This is a genomic window from Mesorhizobium sp. M2D.F.Ca.ET.226.01.1.1 (genome assembly GCF_004022705.2).
Classification (GTDB): Bacteria; Pseudomonadota; Alphaproteobacteria; order Rhizobiales; family Rhizobiaceae; genus Mesorhizobium.
This window is the reverse complement of record NZ_RZOY02000004.1, coordinates 291,139-317,461: the sequence shown is the minus strand read 5'-3', so window position 1 is coordinate 317,461 and position 26,323 is coordinate 291,139. Positions and strand designations below refer to the sequence as shown.

General features: G+C 65.2%; 19 protein-coding genes. 11 read left to right on the top strand and 8 right to left on the bottom strand.

The genetic code is table 11. From position 1 onward, the window contains the following. The first annotated feature begins 92 nt into the window (after positions 1–92). The 5 genes from EN869_RS11705 to EN869_RS11685 all read left to right on the top strand — a co-directional run bounded on the left by EN869_RS11705 (position 93) and on the right by EN869_RS11685 (position 9,345). Entirely contained in the window at positions 93–2,069 is a 1,977-nt protein-coding gene (locus tag EN869_RS11705) for a hypothetical protein (protein WP_127226624.1), read from the top strand. Beyond that, positions 2,066–5,914: a DUF11 domain-containing protein gene (locus tag EN869_RS11700; protein ID WP_127226625.1), complete on the top strand. Its 3,849-nt coding sequence runs from the start codon at positions 2,066–2,068 to the stop codon at positions 5,912–5,914. The genes EN869_RS11705 and EN869_RS11700 overlap by 4 nt, the downstream gene beginning before the upstream one ends. A gap of 121 nt (positions 5,915–6,035) precedes the next feature. Next, positions 6,036–6,713, top strand: coding sequence for a ribulose-phosphate 3-epimerase (rpe, locus tag EN869_RS11695; RefSeq protein ID WP_127226626.1), 678 nt, complete (start codon positions 6,036–6,038; stop codon positions 6,711–6,713). Positions 6,714–6,978: 265 nt separating this feature from the next. After that, positions 6,979–7,716 carry a GntR family transcriptional regulator gene (locus EN869_RS11690; protein ID WP_167498604.1) on the top strand — a complete coding sequence of 246 codons (738 nt, stop codon included), beginning with the start codon at positions 6,979–6,981 and terminating at the stop codon, positions 7,714–7,716. Between the two features lie 108 nt (positions 7,717–7,824). After that, positions 7,825–9,345 carry a malonyl-CoA synthase gene (locus EN869_RS11685; RefSeq protein ID WP_127226627.1) on the top strand — a complete coding sequence of 507 codons (1,521 nt, stop codon included), beginning with the start codon at positions 7,825–7,827 and terminating at the stop codon, positions 9,343–9,345. 266 nt (positions 9,346–9,611) lie between these two features. Here EN869_RS11685 and nagA read toward each other — a convergent pair whose 3' ends face one another. The 4 genes from nagA to EN869_RS11660 are packed head-to-tail and all read right to left on the bottom strand — an operon-like array spanning position 9,612 to position 13,454. Continuing rightward, positions 9,612–10,772, bottom strand: coding sequence for an N-acetylglucosamine-6-phosphate deacetylase (nagA, locus tag EN869_RS11675; protein WP_127226628.1), 1,161 nt, complete (start codon positions 10,770–10,772; stop codon positions 9,612–9,614). Beyond that, entirely contained in the window at positions 10,769–11,800 is a 1,032-nt protein-coding gene (locus tag EN869_RS11670; RefSeq protein ID WP_127226629.1) for an SIS domain-containing protein, read from the bottom strand. The genes nagA and EN869_RS11670 overlap by 4 nt, the downstream gene beginning before the upstream one ends. Then, on the bottom strand, positions 11,797–12,576 hold the full coding sequence (locus EN869_RS11665; RefSeq protein WP_127226630.1) for a GntR family transcriptional regulator: 780 nt from the start codon (positions 12,574–12,576) through the stop codon (positions 11,797–11,799). The genes EN869_RS11670 and EN869_RS11665 overlap by 4 nt, the downstream gene beginning before the upstream one ends. Continuing rightward, positions 12,573–13,454, bottom strand: coding sequence for an N-acetylglucosamine kinase (locus EN869_RS11660; RefSeq protein WP_127226631.1), 882 nt, complete (start codon positions 13,452–13,454; stop codon positions 12,573–12,575). The genes EN869_RS11665 and EN869_RS11660 overlap by 4 nt, the downstream gene beginning before the upstream one ends. 200 nt (positions 13,455–13,654) lie before the next feature. On the opposite strand from EN869_RS11660, the gene EN869_RS11655 reads away from it, so the two are divergent. The 6 genes from EN869_RS11655 to EN869_RS11630 all read left to right on the top strand — a co-directional run bounded on the left by EN869_RS11655 (position 13,655) and on the right by EN869_RS11630 (position 20,314). Then, positions 13,655–14,605, top strand: coding sequence for an N-acetylmuramic acid 6-phosphate etherase (locus EN869_RS11655; RefSeq protein WP_127226632.1), 951 nt, complete (start codon positions 13,655–13,657; stop codon positions 14,603–14,605). A gap of 117 nt (positions 14,606–14,722) precedes the next feature. Continuing rightward, positions 14,723–15,982 (top strand): ABC transporter substrate-binding protein, encoded by a 1,260-nt coding sequence (locus tag EN869_RS11650; RefSeq protein WP_127226633.1) that lies wholly within the window; start codon positions 14,723–14,725, stop codon positions 15,980–15,982. Positions 15,983–16,223: 241 nt separating this feature from the next. After that, complete coding sequence (locus EN869_RS11645; RefSeq protein WP_127226893.1) at positions 16,224–17,153, top strand: sugar ABC transporter permease; 930 nt, start codon at positions 16,224–16,226, stop codon at positions 17,151–17,153. Positions 17,154–17,161: 8 nt separating this feature from the next. Continuing rightward, on the top strand, positions 17,162–18,001 hold the full coding sequence (locus tag EN869_RS11640; protein WP_127226634.1) for a carbohydrate ABC transporter permease: 840 nt from the start codon (positions 17,162–17,164) through the stop codon (positions 17,999–18,001). 240 nt (positions 18,002–18,241) lie between these two features. After that, positions 18,242–19,300: a Gfo/Idh/MocA family oxidoreductase gene (locus EN869_RS11635; RefSeq protein WP_127226635.1), complete on the top strand. Its 1,059-nt coding sequence runs from the start codon at positions 18,242–18,244 to the stop codon at positions 19,298–19,300. A 15-nt stretch (positions 19,301–19,315) separates the two neighbouring features. Beyond that, the gene (locus EN869_RS11630; RefSeq protein WP_127226636.1) at positions 19,316–20,314 is read left to right on the top strand and encodes an ABC transporter ATP-binding protein; all 999 of its coding nucleotides are present in this window, start codon (positions 19,316–19,318) and stop codon (positions 20,312–20,314) included. A 206-nt stretch (positions 20,315–20,520) separates the two neighbouring features. On the opposite strand, the gene EN869_RS11625 is transcribed toward EN869_RS11630, so the two are convergent. The 4 genes from EN869_RS11625 to deoC all read right to left on the bottom strand — a co-directional run bounded on the left by EN869_RS11625 (position 20,521) and on the right by deoC (position 26,264). Next, positions 20,521–21,366 carry a fumarylacetoacetate hydrolase family protein gene (locus EN869_RS11625; RefSeq protein ID WP_127226637.1) on the bottom strand — a complete coding sequence of 282 codons (846 nt, stop codon included), beginning with the start codon at positions 21,364–21,366 and terminating at the stop codon, positions 20,521–20,523. Between the two features lie 202 nt (positions 21,367–21,568). Beyond that, complete coding sequence (locus EN869_RS11620; RefSeq protein WP_127226638.1) at positions 21,569–22,300, bottom strand: SDR family oxidoreductase; 732 nt, start codon at positions 22,298–22,300, stop codon at positions 21,569–21,571. Between the two features lie 371 nt (positions 22,301–22,671). Next, positions 22,672–25,047: an aldehyde dehydrogenase family protein gene (locus EN869_RS11615; protein ID WP_127226639.1), complete on the bottom strand. Its 2,376-nt coding sequence runs from the start codon at positions 25,045–25,047 to the stop codon at positions 22,672–22,674. Between the two features lie 167 nt (positions 25,048–25,214). After that, positions 25,215–26,264: a deoxyribose-phosphate aldolase gene (deoC, locus tag EN869_RS11610; RefSeq protein WP_127226640.1), complete on the bottom strand. Its 1,050-nt coding sequence runs from the start codon at positions 26,262–26,264 to the stop codon at positions 25,215–25,217. Positions 26,265–26,323 lie beyond the last annotated feature (59 nt).

The window sequence follows — 26,323 nt, the reverse complement described above, 5'->3', positions numbered from 1 at the left end:
CGATCGGGGAACAACGTGCCGTAACGCCGCGCCTTGCCCCGGTTGGCGCGGCAGGAACGGACGTTACTCCCAGCGGCTTCGGGGGGAGTTCAATGTCTGGCGCTCACGGCTCGTTCGTGCGTTCTCATCGTGGCCGTTTGCGCCGCGCAATCACAGCAAGCAGCGGGATCCTTGCTCTGGCGTTGTCCGGCGGCCTCTGGCTCGGCGGCGTGGCGAAGGCGCAGGAAACGCAGATCATCTATCCCGGCTCGATGGCGATCACCGGCTTTCCCGGCACGGTCATTCCCGGTTTCGATCAGGGCCTGCCGCCTGGCGTCGATCCGGTCGACGAGACCTTCATCGACACCTCGCGCGCATCCTTGCGCATCTTCGACGTCTCGCATCTCGGCGGCCCGGCCTCGGGCCAACTCGTCAACACGCCGCCACCCTTCGAGGTGAGCGCCGGGCAGGTCGGCGAGGTGTTCGGCCTCACCTATGATGACGGCGTGCGCGATGGTGTGCCGTCGGGCATCCCCAACCTCTACGCGGCTGCGACCTCGCTGCACGGCGTCGAGATCGTGACACCGGACGCCGACAGCGACGGGCGTCCGGAGCGACAGCGCCGCGGCGCCGCCGGCGCCATTTTCATGGACGGCCAATTCGGCACCGAAAATGGCGGCGGTCCAGGCACGATCTGGAAGATCGACGGCATCACGGGCGCGGTCGCCAAATTCGCCGACATCGACACCAACAGCGGGCCGGGCATCGGCAACCTCGCCTTCGACCCGATCCACCGCCAGTTCTTCGCTTCCGATCTGGACACCGGTCTGATCCACCGCATCGACGCCAATGGCCATCTGATCGATACATTCGACCATGGCGTTGCCGGGCGTCCGGCACACGGGCTTGCCCCGGTCGCCGACGACGGCGCCGTCATGGATATACAGGGCGCGGCCTTCGACACCGAAGACCCCGAGACCTGGGGCTATACGCAGGACGAGCGCCGCGTCTGGGCGGTCTCCTATCATGGCGGCCGGCTCTATTATTCGGTCGGCGAAAAGTCCGAGATCTGGTCGGTCGGCATTGCGCGCGACGGCAGCTTCGCCGGCGATCCGCGCTGGGAACTGACGGTCAAGGCCGACAAGGACTCTGCCGTCACCGACATCGCCTTCGACAACAAGGGCTTCATGTATCTCGCCCAGCGCGGCCCGGTCGAAAACCGGCACGATTACAGCCGCTTCGCCGATTCCGGCAAAGGCGAGCTGATCCGCTACTGGCGTGAGGACCCGGATGATCCGGCGACGAAGTCTGTCTGGGTCGAGGTGCCGCAGGAATATGCGGTCGGCTTCCCGCAAGGCAACCGCCAGTCGGCCGGCGGCGTAGACCTGCAATATGGCTACGACGCCGACGGCAATCTGGACACATCTGTGTGCACCGACACCGTCGTCAACACGGGCGACAAGCTGCGCGACAACCCCGAGCTTGCCGAGCGGCTTGCCGCCGGCGGGCCATTTGCCGTGCATGGCGTGCAGTTGACGCCGAGCGCGCTGGTCAAGCCGGCCAACGTACCGCCTTTCAGCTCCTGGTTCGTCGATTTCGACGGTTTTTTCGAAGACCCCGAAGTCGAGGGCCATGTCGGCGACGTCAGGGTCTGGCGCCCGTGCGAGGGCCGCGCCGGCTATTATGAGGAAATCCCCGGCGGCTATCTGCCCCCGTTCTATCCGCCCGACTTCCCGCCGCCCGGCAACCTGCCACCCTGCGTGGACGTCGAGGACGTGCACTATTACTGCACGCCGCGCGGACTCCAGGCCGAACTCACTCTCCATGACCATGCCGGCTTTGGCGGCGATTCGATCAAGGCGCAGTCCAGGACGCCCGGCGTCGGGGTGACAACCCCCATGTCGCACGTTCCGGGCAAGCCCTACACGATCGACATCACCGGCCACTATCCTGGCGACACCGTCAATGTCGGCCTCTGCTTCTACCGCAAGTCCGATCAGGCCAGGGGTGGCTACTACCCTTGCTGCAAGATGACGCTGCCGCTCAGAACGCCAGCCGTCGACTGCGAAGCGCCAAGGAGGGAAAGATGAGCGACCTCGCCCATTCCCGCTTCGCCTCGCGCAAAACCGTCATGGAGACGATCATGAAACCCCTGTCATATGCCAGGCGCGGCGCGCGCTGGCTGATGGCGGCCGGTATCGCGGTCGCCATGATGCCGGCTCTGCCGGCGCTCGCCCAGGACCAGGCTCCGGCCGCGACCAATCAGGCCGTCAAACCGGCGTCACGTGGCATCAACGCGGAACTTGCGCGGATCGTACCCTTCTTCACCAAGAAAGGCGGCCAGAGAAGCTGCGATACGGTCGAATATGTCCTGAGCTTCGGCATCCACGGCGACCCGCAGGACTTCGACCGGCCAAGCGTGGCGGCCTTGCTCAAAGCGACAAGGCTCGATTTCAGGGACCAGGTGCCCCACGGGCTGGAGATCGTCAGCGTCGATGTCGCCGGCGACGGAACCAGCGCCTCCGGCGGACCGCTGCCGGCTGCTTCAATCAGCATGTCGGCCGGCGCGAACGACACGGCGAGCGTTTCCAACTTCCGCATCAGCGCTGCCAACCTCGATGGCGCGGGTGCTGCGAACGAGCGCGTCATAACCTTCCGCATCACCGCCAAGATAGACAATGCGACGTTTCCCGTGCCGGTGATGGTCGACAACCAGGGAGAGATCAAGGTTTCGCTGCGGGCCGGGCCGGCAACGACCATCCCCTCGCAGGATCCGAACAAGCCCGACGACGGCGATTTCCTCACCGGGGTGAAAACCTCGATCAGGATCGACCCGACCAAATGCAACCCGCCGCCTCCGCCTCCGAGCAAGGAATGCTTCAAGGTCGAGCGTGGCACGGTCGATTGCGTGCCAGGCGGCGGCGCCTTCATCTACCACATGCCTGTCGCACCCGAGATGGGCGGCAAATGGGTGCAGGTGTCGACGACCACCCCCGGCGTCATCATCGCTCCCGACACCCAGAAAGTGCCGGTCGGCGGCGGCGTGCTGAACTGGAAGATCATCGGCGCCTCGCCCGGCGAGGCCATCCACCTCATCGTCACTGGCATCGAGACCTATGCCGGGCCGAAGGAAGGCTGGGGGCTCTGCTGCACGCAGGTCATCGACATCGTCATCCCGCGTGACCTCAGATGCCCACCGAAAAACAAGGAACCTGACCTCAAGGTCGAAAAGCATGCCGACGTGCCGCGTTGCACGATGGCCGGCGGCTGCGACTTCACCATCACCGTCACCAATGTCGGCGACGCGCCCTATAACGGCAAGATCGTGCTCGACGAGGTGACGCTGCCGGCCGGCTCCGTGCTCACCTCCGGGCCGAATGCGCCATGGGTCTGCGTGCCAGGCACGACGCCGATGACCTGCACCTATCCGGTCACGACGCTCAACCCCGGCGCTTCCGTCAACCTCAAGCTCGGCTTCAAGCCGGCCGGAGGCTGGCAGGGCAGCGTGCTGCGCAACTGCGCCGCCTACAATTACGGCGCCAGCGGCAAGCCGTTGTTCGGCAGCCAGCTCAACGACCGCGGCTGCGCCTCGATCCCGATCTGCCGCCGTGGCGATCGCGATCCGCAGTGCCAGCCTCCGGTCGAGAAAAAGGTCGACCTGATCCTGAAGAAGCGCGCCCGCATCCCGGTCTGCACACCGGACGGCGTCTGCTACTTCGTGATCGACATCATCAACAACGGCACCAACACCTATAACGGGCCGCTGACGGTGATCGACAGCTATCCCGGTGGCGCGCCGAGCTCGTCGACCTTCGGGCCGAGCCCGCCCTGGATCTGCGGACCGAACGGGCCTGGACAGTTCCGCTGCAACAATGCCGGCATCTCGCTGCCTCCGGGCGCCTCGACGCCGATCGTCGTCAAGGCGGTGATGCCGGCAAACTACCGGCCGGACACGGTCGAGAACTGCGCCGAGGTGAAAGGCATTCCCGGCGAGGTCGACCTCGCCAACAACAAGGCCTGCGCGACCGAGCGCATCCGCCATCCGAATGGCGGCCAGCCCGGCCTGCGCATCATCAAGACGTGCGACGGGTCGCTCGCCGGTGCCGCTGCTGTTTCCTGCCGGATCACGGTCAGCAATGCCGGCACTGCCGCCCCCACCGGCCCGGTGCGGGTCAGCGATGCCGCGACCCTGGTGTCGGGCGGCGCGCCCGTCCAGATCCTGACCGTCACCCCTGACGGCGCGGAATGGGCTTGCGGACCGGCGCCCGCCAACGCGCTGTCGTGCCAGATTCCAGGCGCCGTGATCACGCCTGGAACCTCCAGGCACTTCGACGTGACGGTGAGCGGCAATGGCGAATTCGAGAACTGCGCGCGCGGCAGCTTCGGGCCGGCGCCGGGCGACGACATCGTCTACCCGATCGGCCAGGCCTGCGCGAAGGGCGGCGGCACTTCCACCATCCGTGTCGAGAAGACCGGCGACGCCGAGTGCCAGCCAGGTGCGCCCTGCTCGTTCGAGATCACCATCACGAACGATGGACCGAACGCTTTCTCCGGTCCGGTCCGCATCGGCGATGCGGTCGGTGTCGAGGGCCTCGGCCGCCTGGAAGGCGTTCAGATCACCTCGGTCGACCCGCCTTTCGGCTGCTCGCCGGAGCCGACGACGCTGCCGGCATCCTGCATCGCCAATCTGACGCTGGGCGCCGGCGAAAGCCACAGCCATCATGTCACCGTGATCCTTCCCGAGGATGGGCGTCTCGCCAACCTGCAGGGTTCGGTCAACGGGCAGAACTGCGTCGGCGTGCTTTCTCCGAACACGCCGGTCGAAGGTGGCGAGGTGCTGTCGCGTGATGCGACCAACATCCAGGGCAATCGCGGCAAGGCCTATGCGTGCCACCCCTTCACCATCAGGCATGAGGTGAAGAACCAGTGCTCGTATGGGCTGGTGCTCAACTCGGCCGGCCGCTGCGTCTGCCCGGAGGGCACCACCTTCCGCAATGGGCAGTGCACTGGCGGGGGAGGCACCAAACTCCTGCCGCTACCGCCACCGCCGCGCTGTGTCCTGCTGCAGGGCCAGATCCGGACCGCCGACGGACGTTGCGTCTGCCCGCGCGGTACCGATCTGGAGAACGGCAAGTGCGTGCGGGGCGAAGAGCCGCAGGAGCCGCAGTGCACGCTGCATCCCGGCCAGTACCGCGACCAGGACGGCAATTGCGTCTGCCGCCGCGGCGAGCTGGTGAACGGCGTGTGCCAGGTCATCCCGCCGAAATGCACGGTGCGCGGCGCCGTGCCGACGTCGGACGGAAATGGCTGCACCTGCCCGGATGGCACACATCTCGACCGGCTGGCCAGGGCCTGCGTGCCTGACAAGGAGCCGCCTGCCCAGTGTCGCATCCGTGGCCAGTTCCGCAACGGCGACGGCGATTGCGTCTGTCCGCGCGGCACGGAGGTGCGTGACGGCGCCTGCCGGCCGACCGTGTCCAGGCAGTGCCCGATCCGCGGCCAGCTGCGCGACGCCGACGGCAACTGCGCCTGCCCGGACGGACTGGAAGTGCGGGGCAAGGCCTGTGTGCGGCCGAAGCCAAGCCAGGAGCAGTGCACCATCCGCGGCCAGGTCCACAACAAGCGGGGCGACTGCGTATGCCCGCGCGGGACCGAAATCCGCGACGGTGCCTGCCGCAAGCCGCCGCAGGAATGCGCGCCGGGCTCACGCTTCATCGACGGCCAGTGCCAGCCGGTGCTGATCAGGCGGCGATGCCCGGTCGGCACGACCGGACTGTTCCCGGACTGCACGCCGATCCGCAGGCGGCCGGGAATCGAGATCAATCCCGGCATCCTGCTCAACCCGAACGTGCTGCAGCAGCTTGTGCCGCAGCGCCAGCCGCGAAGGATCATTCAAGATCCGAACGGCGCCAACATCCAGAACTTCAAGCCGTAATTCTGGGCGGCTGAAGACGAAGACCCGCCGGAGCGATCCGGCGGGTTTTTCTTGTCCACTTGGCTGCAAAATGCTCTAGGCAGTCCTGACATTCGCGTCTGAGAAAAAGGCGAGCCTACCCATGACGAAAAAAACCCTGATCGCGCCATCGGTGCTGGCATCTGATTTTTCGAAGCTGGGCGATGAGGTCGAGGCAGTCGCGGCGGCCGGCGCCGACTGGATCCATCTCGATGTGATGGATGGCCATTTCGTGCCCAATATCACTTTCGGCCCGCCGGTGATCAAGTCGATCCGCAACCGCACCAAGGCCTTCTTCGACTGCCACCTGATGATTTCGCCGGCCGACCCTTACCTGGCTGCCTTCGCCGAAGCCGGCTGCGACGGCATGACGGTGCATGCCGAAGCCGGGCCGCATCTCGACCGCTCGCTGCAGACCATCAAAGGCCTCGGCAAGAAGGCCGGCGTCGCGCTCAATCCGGCGACGCCGGAAACGGCGATCGAATATGTGCTCGACCGGCTCGACCTGATCCTGATCATGACCGTCAATCCGGGTTTCGGCGGGCAGGCCTTCATCCCGGCTATCGTCGACAAGGTGAGGCGGGTGAAGGCGCTCATCGGCCACCGGCCGATCCGCATCGAGATCGACGGCGGCGTCTCGGCGGAAACGGCGCCGCTGGTGACCGCGGCCGGCGCCAGCGTGCTGGTGGCGGGCGCCGCCGTCTTCAAGGGCGGCAGCGTCGAAGCCTATAGAGCCAACATTGAAGCAATTCGAACGGCCGCCGACAGGGCCGCCAGTTAAACGCATAACTGTCCCCACTTCTCGCGGGAGTTGCACAATCGCGGCAGCGATTGAACGACTGTTCAATATATGAAGCGGCGCGGGAAATATCAGCTTTTTTGTCGAGATTCTACTTGATCCAATCAATAGACCGTCCGCCTTGCCTTAAAGTCGAATATCGTCATCTTCCGCTTTGAGGCGCCATTGCCCGGCTGTATGATACATGTACGGGAGATTGCTTCGCCGAGGGGCCCTGACTAAGCAGAGGCAAGCAATGGGAGCTCGATTGACAAACGGAATCGCCTTACCGGGCGAAGGCAAGGGTGCAAAGAGCACCCTGGCCAGCTCGGTCTACCAACAACTCCGCGACGACCTTTTGCGCGGCGCCCTGGAGGCCGAGAGCAAGCTGCGCGTCGAATGGGTGGTCTCGCGTTATGGCGCGGGCGCGTCGCCGGTGCGCGAGGCGCTCAACCGCCTCGCCGCCGAAGGCCTGCTCGGGCGGCACGACCAGCGCGGCTTCTTCCTCATGCCGGTCAGCGCCACGGAACTGGAGGAGTTGACACGGACGCGCTGCTGGCTCGAGGAGCGGGCGCTACGCGAATCGATTGCCCATCGCACCGCCGAATGGGAGGAACAGCTGGTGCTGGCCCTGCACCGCCTGGCGCGCGCCGAGCGGCGCCTGCCCGAAGACCCGACAACCAACAATCCGGAATGGGAGAAGCTGCACCGCGCCTTCCACCGGGCGCTGATCGCGGCGTGCGGGTCGCACTGGCTTATCGGCTTCTGCGATCAGCTTTCCGACCAGGCGTCGCGCTACCGCCTGATCTCGCAAAATGCTCCGGGCACAGGGCGCGATGAAATCGGCGAGCACCGCATCATTGCCGAGCGCATGCTGGACGGGGACGCCGACGGCGCTGTCGAAGCGCTTCTCAATCATTACCGCCTCACCGCGGCGATGTGCATGGAACGCTTCGCCCAGGGTTATGACCCGAAGGCCGGCCTTGCCAAGGCACGCCGCAGATAGCGACTGAAAACCGCGCCGCGGTTTTTGCTCCGGCCGCCAAATCTGGTATTCGCTCAGGCGAGCGCAACGCATGTGCCATTCGGCTTCGGCGCGCCCTGAGGACGCTTCATGACCAATCATCTGTTCGACGCCTTCCGTTCCCGCATGCCGGCGCCTGAGCGGCTGCTGATGGAGACGGATGACGGCCGTTCGATCACCTATGGGGACATGCTGGCGAGGTCGGCGCAGCTGGCGCATGCGCTAGCGCAGGCCGGCGTCGAACCTGGCGACCGCGTCGCGGTCCAGGTCGAGAAGAGCCCGGAGGCGGCGCTGCTTTATCTAGCGTCCCTGCGCGCGGGCGCGGTCTTCCTGCCGCTCAACACCGCCTACACGCTGCCGGAACTCGACTATTTCTTCCGCGACGCCGAGCCGAGGCTGATCGTGTGCGATCCGGACCGCCTGTCCGGCATCGAGCCGCTTGCAGCGTCGATCGGCGCCACTGTGCTCACGCTCGGCCGCGACGGCCAGGGAACGCTGGCCAGCCAGGCTTCGCGGCAGGCGACGGAGTTCAGCGACGTCGCGCGTGGGCCGGACGATCTCGCCGCCATCCTCTACACCTCCGGCACGACCGGCCGCTCCAAGGGCGCGATGCTCAGCCACGAGAACCTCGCCTCGAACGCCCGCGTGCTGGTCGAGCAATGGCGCTTCGGCGCCGACGACGTGCTGATCCACGCGCTGCCGATCTTCCATACGCACGGCCTGTTCGTCGCCACCAACGTCATCCTGATGGCCGGCGCGAAGATGTTCTTCGAGCAGAAATTCTATCCCGCGCGCATCCTGTCGCTGATGCCGCGCGCAACGGCCTTGATGGGCGTTCCGACCTTCTATGTCCGACTGTTGCAGCAGGACGGCCTGACGCGCGAGGCGGCGAAGACCATTCGGCTCTTCATCTCAGGCTCGGCGCCGCTGCTCGCCGAGACGCACAAGGCCTGGCGCGAGCGCGCCGGCCACGCCATCCTCGAGCGCTACGGCATGACCGAGACCAACATGAACACGTCGAACCCCTATGACGGCGAGCGGCGCGCCGGCACGGTCGGCTTCCCCCTGCCCGGCGTCTCGCTGCGCATCACCGATCCCGAGACGGCTAAGCCGCTGCCCCAGGGCGAGATCGGCATGATCGAGGTCAAGGGCCCGAACGTCTTTGCCGGCTATTGGCGCATGCCTGAGAAGACCAAGGCCGAATTCCGCGATGACGGCTTCTTCATCACCGGCGACCTCGGGCTGGTCGACACTGACGGCTATGTCCACATCGTCGGACGCGGCAAGGACCTGATCATCTCGGGCGGCTACAATGTCTATCCGAAGGAGATCGAGAGCGAGATCGACGCGCTCGACGGCGTGGCCGAAAGCGCGGTGATCGGCATCGCGCATCCGGATTTCGGCGAAGGCGTCACGGCCGTGGTGGTGCGCAAGCCGGGGTCGTCGATTCAAGCGGTCGACATTGCTGCCGCCATTGCCGGACGGCTGGCGAAATACAAGCATCCGAAGCAGGTGATCTTCGTCGAGGAACTGCCGCGCAACACGATGGGCAAGGTGCAGAAGAACGTGCTGCGCGAGACGTATAAGGACATCTACGCCGGAGCCGGCTGACGCTGGATGGCTTCTCGGCGGCGAAGGCGATGCACCGGTGGATCGGTTGCGATCCTTCGCACCCCCCTCTGGCCTGCCGGCCATCTCCCCCGCAAGGGGGGAGATCGACGTCACCGCGGCTTTCGCCAATCACCGACGTCGCAGGATTGAGCAAGGCGCGGAAGCTGCCAATCTCCCCTCTTGCGGGGGAGATGTCCGGCAGGACAGAGGGGGGTGCTGTCCCGCCAGCGTCTCAAAAGCTTCTCCACTGCTGCGGCACTGAAATCTCAGCTGGCAAACACCTTCTCGCCGCCGATCCAGACGTTCTTCACATCCAGCCCCTCCGACAGCCCAACGATGTCGGCAGCTGTCCCGTTGGCGAAGCGGCCGAGGCGGTGCGCCTGGCCGATCGCTTCGGCCGGATAAAGCGAAGCCATGCGCAGGGCCTCGTCGAGCTCCAGCCCGACGACGCGATGGACGTAGCGCACGGCCGAAATCATGTCGAGGTCGGCGCCGGCCAGTGTGCCGTCGGCAAGCCTGAGGCTGCCGTCCTTGCGATAGATGGTGCGGCCATTCAGCGTGAAGGATGTCATGTCGGTGCCGATCGTCGCCATGGCGTCGGTGACGAGAACGATCTTGCCCGGCCCCTGCTTGCCGCGCAGCGCAAGCATCATCGTTGCCGGATGGACATGGATGCCATCGGCGATGATGCCGGCGTACAAGCCGCCGGTGTCGATCGCAGCGCCCGCCAGACCCGGCTCGCGGTTGCCGATCTGGCTCATGGCGTTGAAAAGGTGCGTGACCACCGTGGCGCCGGCCCCGGCGAAGGCGCTGGCCGTCGCATAATCGGTATCGGAATGGCCGAGGCTGACGACGACGCCGGCCTTGGCGAGCGCCGTGACGCGACCGGGCTGGACCGATTCCGGCGCGATGGTGGTGAGCAGCGCGGGGAGCTGTCTGCGCGCCGCGATCAGCGCCGCCTGATCGGCATCGGTCATCGGCCGGATCAACGCCGGATCATGCGCGCCCTTGCGGGCGATCGAGAGATGCGGCCCCTCCAGATGCAGGCCGAGGAAACCCGGCACCTTTTCCCGGGCCGCCTCGGCGCCGGCGGCAACGGCGGCCGCGGTGATCGCCGGCGTGTCGGTGATCAGCGTCACCAGCAGCGCCGTGGTGCCGAAGGGCGCGTGCGCGCGGCAGATGGCTTCGATCGAGGCGACATCGGGATGGTCGTTGAGCATGACGCCGCCGCCGCCATTGACCTGGATGTCGACGAAACCGGGTACCAGCAGGCCGCCGCCGGTCTCGACCGCCGTCACGCCTGACGGGATTGCCCCGGCAGGCAGGATGGCCTCGACCAGGTCGTCCTTGACGACGAGGGCGGCGTTGTCGTGCCAGTCGGCGCCGTCGAAGATACGGGCGCCGGTGAGTGCGAAACGGTCGCTCATACGGTTTCCGTCACCTTGCGCAAATTGCGCGGCGTATCGGGGTCGAGGCCGCGATGGCGGGCGAACGCCTCGACGAAGCCGTAGAAGGACACGATCAGCGGCAGGGGATCGGTCAGTGGATGGCCGGTGGCGACATGCGGCAGAAGCCTGGCGGCCTTCGCCTTGTCGGAAGTGATGAAGGCGGCGGCGCCTTTGGCCGTCAGGCCGTCGGCGGCCTCCGCGATCGAAGGTTCGGAGGCATCGCGCGCGGCAAGCGCCAGAACCGGGAAATCCGGGCCGACCAGCGCCAGCGGGCCATGCATGACCTCCGCGGCGCTATAGGCTTCGGCATGCATGGCACAGGTTTCCTTGAATTTCAGCGCCGCTTCGCTGGCGATCGCGAAGGACGGGCCGCGGCCGAGGATGAACAGCGATTGCGGGCTTTCCAAAGCACCGGCGAGCGCCATCCAGTCGCAGGCGATCGCCTTCTCGAAATGGCCGGGCAAGCCGGCGAGCGCCTTGAGCAACGGCTGGTCGTCGGTGGCGTGCGCCATCAACGCAAGGCCGGCGACGGCCGAATTGACGAAAGTCTTGGTGGCAGCGACGGAGCGTTCCGGCCCCGCGAGGATATCGATGGCGTAATCGGAAGCCCTCGCCAGCGGAGAGTCGGCCGTGTTGGTGATGGCGACGGTGAGCGCGCCGCCGGCTCGCGCCGTTTCGGCCATGGCGACGATGTCGGGGCTCTTGCCCGACTGCGAGATCGCCAGGCAGGCAGAGCCGCGCAGCCTGAGCTTGGCGCCGTAAATGGACGCGATGGAGGGCCCAACGGAGGCGACCGCAAGCCCCGCCGTCAGCTCGACGGCATATTTCATGAAGGTGGCGGCATGGTCGGACGAGCCGCGCGCCACGGTGACGACGAAATGCGGATCACGCTCGCGCAGGCCACGACCGGCCTCGGCCAGAACCGAAGCCGAGCCATCGAGAAGACGGGCGGCGGCTTCCGGGATCTCATCGATCTCGCGCCGCATATGGGTGGTGTTGGCGATCATGGCCGGATCTCCTCTCCCGGCCCGGTCAGCCGGAGTTCCGCGACGAAATCATAGGCGTCGCCCCTGTAGACCGAGCGGGTGAACTCGATCACCTTGCCGCTCGCCAGATAAGAAATGCGCTCGATCTGCAGACCGGCAACCCCCGAGGGCACTTCCAGGAGGCGCGCATCGGCGTCGCCCAGATTGGTGGCGGAGATGCGCTGCACGGCGCGTACCGGGCGATTGCCGGTCGTGCCCAGCGCCGCATAAAGCGAGGAGCCTATCGCTTCGGGGTCAGGCAGCACACTGGCCGACAGAGCCGCGCGCTCGATCGCCAGCGGCGTGTCGTTCGCGATGCGCAGGCGCGCGACGCGCGCCACCAGTTCGGTCGAGGACAGGCCCAACACCATCATCTCCTCCGGCGAGGGCGCATAAAGCCCGCGGTCGAGCCAGACCGAGCGCACGCTCATGCCGCGGCGCGCCATGTCCTCGGTGAAGGAGGTGAGCCGCGACAGCGACTGCTCGACGCGCTCCATGCGCTGCGCGACGAAGGTCCCGGAGCCATGACGCTGGACCAGGATGCCGCCCTTGACCAGGTCCTGCACCGCCTTGCGCACGGTGACGCGCGAGATGTCGGCCTTGCTGGCGATGTCGCGCTCGGACGGCAGCGCGTCGCCGGGACCGATCAGGCCGCGATTGACCGCTTCCTCGATGCTTTTCCGCAGCTGCAGATAAAGCGGCGCGCCGCTCTGCGAGGATTCTTTCAGCATGGCGAAGATCTGGTCGGCGGCGCTCATCGCGGCGCCTCCGAACTCTTGGTGAAGACGCGCACGGCCATCTGTACGGCGCCGCCGAGCGCATCGTCGAGCGGAGCCTTGAGCTGCGCCTGATAGCGCGCCGACAGGCGCGGCGCGTAAAGCGGCGCCAGCCCGCCGAGCAGGCAAAGCGGAGCGTCATCGGAAAGATCGAGCGCGCCGAGCGAGGCCTCGACATCGGCCACCGCCGTGGCGAGAATCCAGTTGGCGACGAGATCGCCCTTTTCAGCATGCTCGAAGACTTTTGGCGCGAAGCCGCCAAAATCGCCGGGCTTGGCGTTGGTGGTGAATTCGACCACGTCTTCTGGATTGTTGCGGAAGACGGCGAGCATGGCGTCGGTCAGCGGCGAGCCCGGACGGATGCCATCATAGGCGAGCAGCGTCTGCTCCAGCAGGTCACGGCCGATGCGCGCGCCGCTGCCCTGGTCGCCGACCTGGAAACCCCAGCCGCCGATGGCGCGCGATTTTCCGCCCTTGCGCGCCATATAGGCGGTGCCGGTGCCCAAAATGGCCATGGCGCCGTCACGAGGCCCGACCGCGCCCTCGAGCGCGATCTCGGCATCGGTTTCGACGCGGCTTTGGCTGAAGGGCAGGATTGCCTCGAGCTGCTGCCGGTAAGTGCCGACATTGGCGCCGGCGAGGCCGAGAATGGCAGGCGTGTTCGGGATCAGCTCCGGATCCGCGCCGGCTGCGAGGAAAGCCTGCCTGGCCGCCTCGACGATGTTGGCGCGGGCGCCGGTCAGATCGGTGCGGATGTTGGCGGCACCGCTCTTGGCGCGGCCGACGACAACGCCGTCGACGGTCGCAAGGGCCGCCCTGCAACTGGTGCCGCCGCCATCGATGCCAAGCACAAATTCCACGCGATTTTCTCCTCCGCCCGGATAATACCAATAAAATACCAATAGCCAAGAGTTAATTTCGGTTTCAAAAAGATTAAGGCGTATTTTATTGAAAACCCAAGCTAATTTGCCGGCAAGCGAGTTCAACCCTCCAAAATTCGTTAATGCGTGTGGACAAGTGGTATTTTTTTGGTATTGTTCGTTCAGTTGGAGGAAAATGGATGGCTGAGACGCGCACCGAAGCGCTCCACCAGAATGCCGAGGGGCTGGATGTCCAGGCCCCGGAAACCATTCTGGCGTTCCTGGCCAATGCCCAGATCGAGGCCAGCAAGGCCGTGCACGGCGCCATTCCGGCAATTGCCGCAGCGGCCGAACTCATAGCCAAACAACTGAAGAATGGCGGCAAGCTCGCCTACGCGGCCGCCGGCAGCTCCGGACTGATGGCGGTGGCCGATGCGCTGGAACTGCCCGGCACGTTCGGCATTGCGCGTGATCGCATCGCCATCCTGATCGCCGGCGGCGACGAGGCCTTCCGCACGCTGGCCGGCGGACCGGAGGACGACACCGAGGAAGCGTCGGGGGCTGTCGCTGCGGCCGCTATCGGCGCGGGCGACTGCCTGATCGCCATCTCCGCCAGCGGGTCCACGCCTTACGCCGTTCGGGCGCTCGAAGACGCGCGCAGCCGGGGCGCCGCGACCATCGCCATTGCCAACAACCGGGGCGCCGCGCTGTTCAAACAAGCCGATGTGGCCATCCTGCTTGAAACGCCGCCGGAGCTGATCGCCGGCTCGACGCGCATGGGCGCGGGCACCGCGCAGAAGATCGCGCTCAACATGCTGTCGACGCTTGCCGCCATCCATCTCGGCCATGTCCATGACGGCTACATGGTCAACCTCTCTGCCGACAACATCAAGCTGCGCGACCGTGCCGTGCGCATGGTCGCCGCCATCAGCGGCAAGAACCGCGACGATGCCGCCCGACTGCTCGAGGAGAGCGGCGGTGTTGTTAAAACAGCCATTCTGCTCGCCGCAGGCGCCGCCAGCGCCAACGCGGCCGAGAAGATACTGGAAGGAACCGGCCAAAAACTTCGGCCGGCGCTTTCCGCGCTGGGGCATGATCCCGAAAAGTGGAATCCGCTTTTCGGAAAAGATCATGCCCGAACAAGGAAGTAGGGCCTATTTCATCCCGATTTCCATCGGGGTGAAACGGGCTTGCGAGGGGAGCAAGGGGCGCTGAGCCTCTGTTCTCATCAAAACCGAACCTGAAAAAGGTCAACAGGGAGACTGAAGATGAAGACCAAACTACTGACGGCCCTTCTGCTCGGCACCAGCATCATCGGCACCACGGGAATCGCGCTGGCCGAGGACGTGACGCTCAACATCGAAAGCTGGCGCGGCGACGACCTGACCATCTGGAAGGACAAGCTGATCCCGGCCTTCGAAGCCAAGAACCCCGGCATCAAGGTGGTGTTCGCGCCTTCGGCTCCGACCGAGTATGACGCGGCGCTTGGCGCCAAGCTCGCCGCCGGCTCGGCCGGTGACCTGATCACCTGCCGCCCCTTCGACAAGTCGCTCGAGCTGTTCAAGAAGGGCAACCTTGCCGACATCAGCTCGCTGCCCGGCATGGACAACTTCTCGCCGGTCGCCAAGGCCGCCTGGCAGACCGACGACGGCAAGTCGAGCTTCTGCGTGCCGATGGCCTCGGTCATCCACGGCTTCATCTACAACAAGGACGCCTTCGACAAGCTCGGCCTCAAAGTGCCGACCACGAACGAAGAGTTCTACGCTGTGCTCGACAAGATCAAGGCCGACGGCACCTACATCCCGATGGCGATGGGCACCAAGGACCTCTGGGAAGCCGCGACCATGGGCTACCAGAACATCGGCCCGAACTACTGGAAGGGCGAGGAAGGCCGCCAGGCGCTGATCAAGGGCGAGCAAAAGCTGACCGATCCGCAATGGGTCGCGCCTTTCAAGGAACTGGCCAAGTGGAAGCCCTATCTCGGCGACGGCTTCGAGGCGCAGACCTATCCGGACAGCCAGAACCTGTTCACGCTCGGCCGCGCCGCCATCTACCCGGCCGGCTCGTGGGAAATCGGCCTGTTCAACACCCAGGCGCAGTTCAAGATGGGTGCCTTCCCGCCGCCGGTGCAGAAGGCCGGCGACACCTGCTACATCTCCGACCATACCGATATCGGCATGGGCCTGAACGCGGCTTCGAAGCATCCTGAAGAGGCCAAGAAGTTCCTGTCGTGGGTCGCTTCGCCGGACTTCGCCACCATCTATGCCAACGCGCTGCCGGGCTTCTTCAGCCTGAACAGCACGCCGGTGAAGATGGCGGACCCGCTGGCGCAGGAATTCGTCTCCTGGCGCGGCAAGTGCAAGTCGACGATCCGCTCGACCTACCAGATCCTGTCGCGCGGCACGCCGAACCTCGAGAATGAGACCTGGGTTGAATCGGCCAACGTGATCAACGGCACCGACACGCCGGAGGCCGCAGCCAAGAAGCTGCAGACCGGTCTCGACAGCTGGTACAAGCCGGCGAAGTAACAGCATTGTTGGGATGCCGGCCGGGCGCGCGCCCGGCCGGCATTCAAACAGTTCCAGATAGCGATTGTCGGCGCCGCCTCCCGGTCTTACCCTCGATCTCGCGGGGAAGACGGAGCCGATCTGTCGCTGGCCTTGTCTAACCCCCGGAGGGGACAGCCAGGCCGTGCATCGAGGCATCAGCTAGCATCACCGAACTGGAACCCAGAGACGGCGGGGAACCGAACTCATGGACACCGAAACCATGGCTGAAGAAACGCGACCGAAAAGACCGATCCGCTGGCATGTCGGCGTCTTCCTGGCGCCGGCGGTGCTGGTCTACACCGCAATCATGATCCTGCCGCTGTTCGGCACCCTCCAGCTGTCCCTCTTCCGCAACATCGAGCAGCACCAGGTCTTCGTCGGGCTGGGAAATTTCGGCACGCTGTTCGGCGATCCGAACTGGTCGGTGAATTTCTGGAATGCGCTGAGGAACAATGTCTGGTTCTTCATCATCCACATGCTGGTGCAGAACCCGATCGGCATCCTGCTGGCCGCACTTCTTTCCAGCCCCAGGCTGCGCTTCGCCGCCTTCTACCGCACCGCGATCTTCGTGCCGACGATCCTGTCCTTCGTCATTGTCGGCTTCGCCTGGAAGCTGATCCTGTCGCCGATCTGGGGCGTGGCACCGCATCTGATGGACTTCGTCGGATTGAAGAGCTTTTTCACGGCATGGCTCGGCAAGGAGCAATACGCGCTGACCGCGCTCAGCCTGGTCTCGGTGTGGCAGTTCGTCGGCATCCCGATGATGCTGATCTATGCCGCGCTGCTGTCGATCCCCGACGAGGTGATCGAGGCGGCCGAGTGCGACGGCGTCACCGGCATGGCACAGTTCTGGAAAATCAAGCTGCCGCTGATCCTGCCTTCGATCGGCATCATCTCGATCCTGACCTTCGTCGGCAATTTCAACGCCTTCGACCTGATCTACACCGCGCAAGGCGCGCTGGCGGGGCCGAACTATTCGACTGACATCCTCGGCACCTTCCTTTACCGCGCCTTCTTCGGCTTCCAGCTGCAGGTCGGCGACCCCAATATGGGCGCCGCGATCGCCACGATCATGTTCTTGATCATCTTGGGCGGCGTCTGCGTCTACCTGTTCCTCGTGCAGACGCGCCTGCGTCGCTACCAGTTCTGAGGCGCGCCATGAGCACAGCCACCCGTTCGCTCCCCCGTACCATCGGCGCGCATGCGATCCTTTTGACCTACACGGTGATCGCGCTGTTCCCGGTGATCCTGGTCATCGTGAACTCGTTCAAGTCGCGCGCGGGCATCTTCGGCGCGCCGCTGACACCGCCGACGCCGAAGACCTTCGACCTGATCGGCTACACCACCGTGTTCGGCCAGGGCGACTTCTTCCACTATTTCCAGAACAGCCTGGTCGTCACCGTCGCCTCGCTGTTCTTCGTGCTTTTGTTCGGCGCGATGGCTGCCTTCGCGCTGTCGGAATACCGCTTCCGCGGCAACACGCTGATGGGGCTTTATCTGGCGCTGGGCATCATGATCCCGATCCGGCTCGGCACTGTCGCCATCCTGCAGCTGATGGTGGCGACCGGATTGGTCAACACGCTGACGGCGCTGATCCTGGTCTACACCGCGCAAGGCCTGCCGCTGGCGATCTTCATCCTGTCGGAATTCATGAAACAGGTGTCCGACGACCTGAAGAATGCCGGCCGCATCGACGGGCTGTCGGAATACACGATCTTCTTCCGGCTGGTGCTGCCGCTGGTGCGGCCGGCGATGGCGACGGTCGCCGTCTTCACCATGATCCCGATCTGGAACGATCTGTGGTTCCCGCTGATCCTGGCACCGTCGGAAGAGACCAAGACAGTGACGCTCGGCGCGCAGCTCTTCCTTGGCCAGTTCGTCACCAACTGGAACGCGATCCTGGCGGCGCTGTCGCTGGCGATCCTGCCAGTGCTCATCCTCTATGTCATCTTCTCGCGGCAGCTGATCCGCGGCATCACGTCGGGAGCGGTGAAGTGAGCCGTAGTAGCCAACTCTCCACAGGGCTGCGCTTCACCCCGCCCGGCGCTGCGCGCCGACCTCACCATCGAGGGGAGGTAGGAGGTCGCCGCCCTATTCTCGACAGCCGCTGGTTTGAGTTCGGAGCAACTCCCTCGGCGATGGGTACGTTCGCGCCGACGCCCTACCTCCCCTTGATGGGGAGGTCGGCGCGAAGCGCCGGGTGGGGTGACACCGTCTCAAGAGAAAGTGGAGCAGTCTGTGAGCGATAAACCTCTTCGCGTCGTCGTCGCCGGGCTCGGCAATATGGGCCGCAGCCATGCGCTGGCCTATCACACCAATCCGGGCTTCGAGATCGCCGCGTTCGTCAACCGTTCCGACGTGCCGCTGCCGGACGGGCTTGGGCGTTACGGCATCAGGCGCTCCTTTGAGGATGCGCTGCGTGACGAGAAGCCGGATGTGGCTGCGATCGCCACCTATTCCGACAGCCATGCCGACTATGCGGTGCGGGCCTTGGAGGCCGGCTGCCATGTCTTCGTCGAAAAGCCGCTGGCAACGACGGTGATGGATGCGCAACGCGTCGTCGATGCCGCCAAGGCCAACGGCAAGAAGCTGGTGATCGGCTATATATTGCGCCACCACCCGTCCTGGGTGCGGCTGATCGCCGAGGCGCGCAAGCTCGGCGGTCCGTACGTTTTCCGCATGAACCTCAACCAGCAGTCCTCCGGCCACACCTGGGGGACGCACAAGCAGCTGATGCAGACCACCTCGCCGATCGTCGACTGCGGTGTGCATTATCTCGACGTGATGCTGCAGATCACCGACGCGAAGCCCGTCGAGGTGCGCGGCATGGGGGTGCGGCTCAGCGATGAGGTGGCGCCGTCGATGTACAATTACGGCCACCTGCAGGTGCTGTTCGATGACGGCTCGGTCGGCTGGTACGAAGCTGGCTGGGGGCCGATGATTTCGGAGACCGCCTTCTTCGTGAAGGACGTGATGTCGCCCAGGGGCTGCGTGTCCATCGTGATGAAGGAGGGCGTGAAGTCCGACGACATCGACACCCACACCAAAACCTCGACCATCCGGCTGCATAGTGCTGCAACCGGGCCGGACGGCAAGTTCGCCAAGGAAGACCAGTTGCTGTCGATGGAGGGCGAGCCGGGCCACCAGGAGCTCTGCGACCTGGAGCAGGCTTTCCTGCTCAAGGCCATCCGCGAAAATATCGACCTCACCCGCCACATGGACGATGCCGTGAAGTCGCTCGCCGTCTGCCTCGCTGCCGACGAGAGCGTGCGCAGCGGCAACGCCGTCAAACTCTAGAACAGGAACGAAGCCGTGGGCTCGCTGAAGATCGAGAATGTGAAGAAGGCTTTCGGGCCGGTTGAGGTGCTGAAGGGGATCGACCTGCAGGTCAATGACGGCGAGTTCGTCGTCTTCGTCGGCCCGTCCGGCTGCGGAAAATCGACGTTGCTGCGGGTCATCGCCGGGCTGGAAGACTCGACCTCCGGCCACGTGCTGATCGACGGCGCCGATGTCTCGGTCACGCCTCCGGCCAAGCGCGGCATCGCCATGGTGTTTCAGACCTACGCGCTCTATCCGCATCTGACGGTGAAGAACAACATGGCGCTGGGCCTGAAGCAGGCCGGCACGCCGGCCGCCGAGATCGAGCGCCGCATCAAAATCGCTTCGGCCATGTTGTCGCTCGAACCCTATCTTGAACGCCGTCCGGCGGAACTGTCGGGCGGGCAGCGCCAGCGCGTCGCCATCGGCCGCGCCGTGGTGCGCGAGCCGAAGCTTTTTCTCTTCGACGAGCCGCTGTCGAACCTCGATGCGGCGCTGCGCGTCAACACCCGCCTGGAGATCGCGCAGCTGCACCGGCGGCTGAAGGCGACAATGATCTACGTCACCCACGACCAGGTCGAGGCGATGACGCTGGCCGACAAGATCGTCGTGCTCAATGCCGGCCGCATCGAGCAGATCGGCAGCCCGATGGAGCTCTACAATTCGCCGGCCAACGAGTTCGTCGCCGGCTTTATCGGCTCGCCGAAGATGAACTTCATCGACGGCGCCAGACTGGGCGAGACGGCCAAGACCATCGGTGTGCGGCCGGAACATCTGACGGTGGACACGAAGTCCGGCGCCTGGAAGGGCACGGTGGTGCATGCCGAGCATCTCGGCGCCGACACCAACCTCTATCTCGATTGCGAGAAGGCCGGGCTGATCACCGTGCGCATCTTCGGCGTCTACAATGCCGAGCCGGGCTCGACGCTTTATGCCACGCCGGATGCGGCGAAGACGTACCGGTTCGGGGTGGATGGGAAGGTGCTGAGATAGCACCGGCTTTCCCTTCTCCCCCTGTGGGAGAAGGTGGATCGGCGCGCAGCGCCGAGACGGATGAGGGGTGCTCCAGCGGAATGCGACCTCAAGGACTGAAGGATCCCGAGCCGCTTAATCCTGCTTGCGCCGAGATCCTTCCAACACCCCTCATCCGGCCGCTTCGCGGCCACCTTCCCCCACAAGGGGGGAAGGAGGCGTCTGCGCTACTCGTCCGCCCTAAAAGTCTGCTTCTGCTGGCCGAGCCCTTCGATGCCGAGCTCCACCACGTCGCCTGCCTTCAAAAACACCTGCGGCTTCATGCCCAGCCCGACGCCGGGCGGGGTGCCGGTGGAGATGATGTCGCCGGGATGCAGCGACATGAACTGGCTGAGATAGGAGACCAGATATTTCACGCCAAAGACCATGGTCTTGGTCGAGCCGTTCTGCATGGTCTTGCCGTTGACGGTCAGCCACATCTTCAGGTTCTGCGGATCGGCGATCTCGTCCTTGGTTACCAGCCACGGGCCGGTCGGACCGAAGGTGTCGCAGGACTTGCCCTTGGTCCACTGGCCCTGACGCTCGGCCTGGAAGGCGCGCTCGGAAACGTCATGCGCGACGGCGTAGCCGGCGACATAATCCAGCGCGTCGTCTTCTGAGACATATTTCGCCGTCTTGCCGATAATGACTGCCAGCTCGACCTCCCAGTCGGTCTTTTCAGAGCCGCGCGGGATCAGCACGTCGTCATCTGGCCCGACGATGGCGGAGCTTGCCTTCATGAAGATGATCGGCTCCGGCGGCACGGTGGCGCCGGTCTCGGCGGCATGGTCGGAATAGTTGAGGCCGATGCAGATGAATTTGCCCGTGCCGGCGACGCAGGCGCCCAGGCGCGGCTTGCCGGAAACCGCCGGCAGCGACTTCGGATCGAGCTTCGAGAGCATCTCCAGCGAGGCCGGATGAAGCGTCGTGCCGGCGATATCGGCGACATGAGCGGAAAGGTCGCGGATCGTCCCATCCGCATCGAGCAGGCCGGGCTTTTCGGCGCCAACTTCGCCATAGCGCAACAACTTCATCTTACTTCTCCACCTTGCGGCCAGCGGCCGTTTTCACAAATCCCGTCAAAACCAGCGGACCGTAGTCGTCGGCCCCACCGGCGGCAAGCGCGCCATCTTTTCGAGCCGGCTAGGCGAGCGGATTTTCAGACGCTTCGATCCACCAAACGCGGGGATCGGGTGCTGTCTTCCCGTTCAGCCGTCAATCCTGTTCAGTTCTCCGTCAAATCGACCAGCCGCCGTCGATATTGTACGCTTGGCCCGACGTGTAGGTGGCGCCGGCCAGATAGACGGCGAGATCGGCGATCTCCTCCGGCGTGCCGAGCCTGCCCATTGGCTGGCGGGCGATGAAGGCCGCGCGGGCCGCCTCATAATCGCCCTGGGCATGCATGCGGTCCTGCAGCGACGGGCTTTCGACCGTGCCCGGGCAGATGGCGTTGCAGCGGATGCCCTTGGCGACATAATCGGCGGCGACCGCCTTGGTGAGGCCGATGACCGCGGCCTTGGTCAGGCCATAGGCAAAGCGGTTCGGCACGCCCTTCTGCGAGCTTGCCAGCGAGGCCATGTTGATGATCGAGCCGTCGCCGCGCTCCAGCATGCCCGGCAGCACGGCGCGGATGGTGCGGATCATGGCGCGGACGTTGAGGTTGAGCGCGAAGTCGAGATCCTCGTCCTTCATTTCGAGAATCGAGCCGGCATGGACGAAGCCGGCGCAGTTGAACAGAACATCGACGCGCCCGATCTCTGTGAAAGCGGTCTTCACCGCCTCGTCGTTCAACACGTCGAGCTTGCGGGTTTTGACGCCGGCGGTCTTGGCTAACTCGGCAAGCAGCGGCTCGTTGATGTCTGTCGCATGGACGGTGGCGCCCGCTCTGGCGAAAGCCAGCGCGCTTGCTTTGCCGATGCCCTGGGCCGCAGCCGTGATGACGACCACCTTGCCTGTCAGATCCGCCACGCTTGTCTCCTCGCCTGCCTGGAGCGTTTCACCGTTTCGCGGAAACGGCGAACTGCTCCATCTCCTTGTTTAACGCAATTCCGGGCGGAAAACCGCTCACACTTTCCCGGAATTGCTTTTAGTGCGCCCATCCTATCGATGGCCGACCGCGGAGTCGTATGCCAGACGGCCGGGATCGTGCGGCCGGCTTCACAGATAAAGATGTTTTTTCTCGTTAAAGAACACGCGCGCAAGCGTCAAGCCCGAACGCGGTCACCTTCGCGACAGCGCTTTAATACATATAGCCTGCCGGAGTGCAAGGCTTGTATGACAACCGGGCAACAAGTTCCGCTGCCCTGGACCATTCAGGCATGCCGGCGCAATGAAAGCGATCAATCGCCGTAGGGCACCCAGACGTTCTTGACCTCGATGGCACGGCGCAGGAAGGCATCGCCGGCGGCCCCGTCCGACGCCCAGTCGAGCGTACGGCCGTTGCCGCTCCAGACGCGCTTGAGGTTGCCTATGGAATCGGCCTCCGCCTTGGCGCAGGTGTCGGCATCGGCGAACACCCAGAGCCCATCGACATCGTCATGCTTGGCCAGCACGCCGGCGAGCTCGGCGCTACGGCCGGTGACGATGTTGATGGCGCCGGCAGGCAAGTCGGAATATTCGATCACCTGGTAGAGGTCGGTGGCCAAAAGCGGATGCCGCTCGGACGGGACGGCCACGACGGTGTTGCCCATGGCCAGCGCCGGCGCGACCAGCGAGACGAAATTGAGCAGGGGCTGGTTGTCCGGCGCGACGATGCCGACGACGCCGACCGGCTCATGCAGCGCCAATGTCACAACACGGGCCGGCGGCTGATGGACACGGCCCTCGAACTTGTCGGTGAGGCCGGCATAGAGGAACAGCCGCTCGATGGACTGCTCGACCTCTTCGCGCGCCGCCTTAGCGCCGACGCCGGTCAGCTGGATAAGGCGCGTGGCAAACTCGTCGGCGCGGCCGGACAGGTTCTCGGCGAAATAGTAGAGCACCTGGCTGCGGTTATAGGCGGTCGCCTCCGGCCAAGCCTTGCAGGCGCGGGCAGCGGCGACGGCGTCGCGGATGTCCTTGCGGTTGCCGAGGCCGACTTCACCGGCCAGCTTGCCCTTGGCAGTCGCTACAGCCAGAGAATAGTTGCCGTCGGGCCGCACTTGCTTGCCGCCGATGAACAGTTTTGCCGTGCGGTCGATCGCCGTGCCGTCAGCCTGTTCGACCGGCTGGGCCGAGCCGGCCGCAGCCGGTTTGACAATCGGGCCGACGGGGAGCTTTGCCGCCAGATATTCGAACATGCCTTCACGGCCGCCTTCACGGCCGAAGCCGCTCTCGCGATAGCCGCCGAAGCCGCAGGCGGCGTCGAACATGTTGGTGCCGTTGACCCACACCACGCCGGCCTTCAATTGCGGCGCGACATGCAGCGCGAGGTTGATGTTCTCGCTCCATACCGAAGCGGCAAGGCCATAGCGCGTATTGTTGGCGAGCTCGATCGCTTCCTCGGTGTTGCGGAAGCTCATCGTCGCCAGCACCGGGCCGAACACCTCTTCCTGCGCCAGAATGTTAGCCGGCGAAACAGACGTCGCCAGCGTCGGCAAATGATAATAGCCGGAGGACGGCAGCGCGGCGTCCGGCTGCCAGCAGACGGCGCCCTGCTTCGCGCCTTCGGCAATCAGGCCCTTGACGCGGTCGAGCTGGGTGCGATCGACCAGCGGGCCGATATCGGTGTTCTTGTCGAGCGGGCTGCCGACGCGCAGCCGGCTCATCCTGACCTTGACCTTGGCGATGAAAGCCTCGGCAATGCCTTCCTGCACCAGGAGGCGCGAGCCGGCGCAGCAGACCTGGCCCTGGTTGAACCAGATGCCGTCGACCAGGCCTTCGACGGCGCTGTCGAGATCGGCATCCTCGAAGACGATGAAGGCCGACTTGCCGCCCAGCTCCAGCGACAGTTTCTTGCCGGACCCGGCCGTCGCCTTGCGGATGATCTTGCCGACTTCCGACGAGCCGGTGAAGGCGATCTTCTGCACGCCGGGGTGGTTGACGATGGCTGCGCCCGCCTCAGGCCCGCCCTGGACGATGTTGACGACGCCTTTCGGCACGCCGCCGCGCTCGCAGATCTCGGCGAACAACATGGCGGTGAGCGGGGTGAATTCGGCCGGCTTCAGCACCACCGTACAGCCGGCGGCCAATGCCGGCGCGATCTTCCAGGCCAGCATCAGCAGCGGGAAATTCCAAGGGATGACCTGGCCGACGACGCCGGCCGGCTTATGGTCGGGAAAGTCCTTCTCCAGCGTCTGCGCCCAGCCGGCATGATGGATGAAATGGCGGATCGCCAGCGGCACATCGATGTCGCGGCTTTCGCGGATCGGCTTGCCGTTGTCGATCGATTCCAGCACCGCGAACAGGCGCTGGTGGCGCTGCATGGCGCGTCCGATGGCGTAGAGCACTTTGGCGCGGGCATAGCCCGAGGAAGCCGACCATTTCGGCAGTGCCTTGGTGGCTGCCTGGACCGCCGCATCGATGTCGGCGGCGCCGGCATCCGAGATCTTGGCCAGAAGCTTGCCGGAGGACGGCTCGCTGGTCTCGAAAGTCTTGCCGCTGGCCGCCGCCTTCCAGGCGCCATCGATGAACAGCGCCTTTGAGAAGTCGCGTCCTGCAAGCCAGGCGTCGGCCTCGTTGCGGGCTTCCGGCGCCGGGCCGTACTCCATGGCGTGATAGCGTTCGAGAATGTTCATGGGGTGCCTCCTTTACCCTCCCCCTTGTGGGGAGGGTCGATCGGCAGAGCCGATCGGTGTGGGGGGAAGTGGCTGATGGTTCGGTTCATTGGGCAGACAGATCTGGCTTTACGACCCCACCCCGCCGCTGCGCGGCGACCCTCCCTACAAGGGGGAGCGTGGGTGCCTCACGCCATCGCGTGGCGATGGTTGGCAGAATAGTGGCCGGTCAAGTGATGTTCGAGCTGGCGTTCGATGTCGGTGAGCAGGCTGGACGCGCCGAAGCGGAACAGGTCCGGTTCGAGCCAGGGCCGGCCGAGTTCTTCCTTCATCAGCACCAGCCAGTCGAGCGAGACTTTCGCTGTCGAAATGCCGCCCGCCGGCTTGAAGCCGATCAGGTAGCCGGTCTCCTCGAAATAGGCGCGGATGGCCCGCACCATGGCAAGGCCGACGGGCAGCGTGGCGTTGACGCTCTCCTTGCCGGTCGACGTCTTGATGAAATCGGCGCCCGCCATCATCGCCACCATGGAGGCGAGCATGACGTTGCGCAAAGTGGCGAGATCGCCAGTGCCCAGGATGACTTTCAAATGCGCATCGCCGCAGGCGGCGCGCATGGCGACGATCTCGTTGAACAGCTCACGCCATTTGGCGCCGTAGACCAGCCCGCGCGGAATGACGACGTCGATCTCGTCGGCGCCGTCCTTGACCGAGGCCTCGATCTCCTGCAGGCGGGTCGACAGCGGCGCAAGGCCGTGCGGGAAGGCGGTGGAGACGGCGGCGACATGGATGCCGGTGCCGCGCACTGCATCGACCGCCGCGGCGACGAAGGGGTGGTAGACGCAGACCGCCGCCGGGCGGATGGTCTCGCCTGAGATACCGAGACCCTCGACGATATCCCGGCGGAGCGGATTGATCGCCTTGGCGCAGAGCCGGCGCACGCGCTCGTCCGTGTCGTTGGAGTTCAGCGTGGTGAGGTCCATGCAGGCAATGGCGCGCAGCAGCCAGGCAGCCTGGTTGTCGGCCTTGATTGAGCGTCGCTTGGTCAGCGTCGCGACACGGCGCTCCAGCGCCGAACGGTTGACGCTGCGCACCGATTCCAGGAAGCCGAGATCGAGCTTCATGCCGGGGTTGCGGGCGATGCCATGCTCCAGCGGCACAGGCGTGTTGGCGGCGGCGCGCGCCGGCAATGGCATAATTTTGGGCGCGCCAGCGCCTGCCTCGCGGATCGTGCTGCTCATCTCCTGCCCTTTCGTTTCAGCGCCGTTGCGCTTCATACCTTCATGCGCGTCGTTGGCCG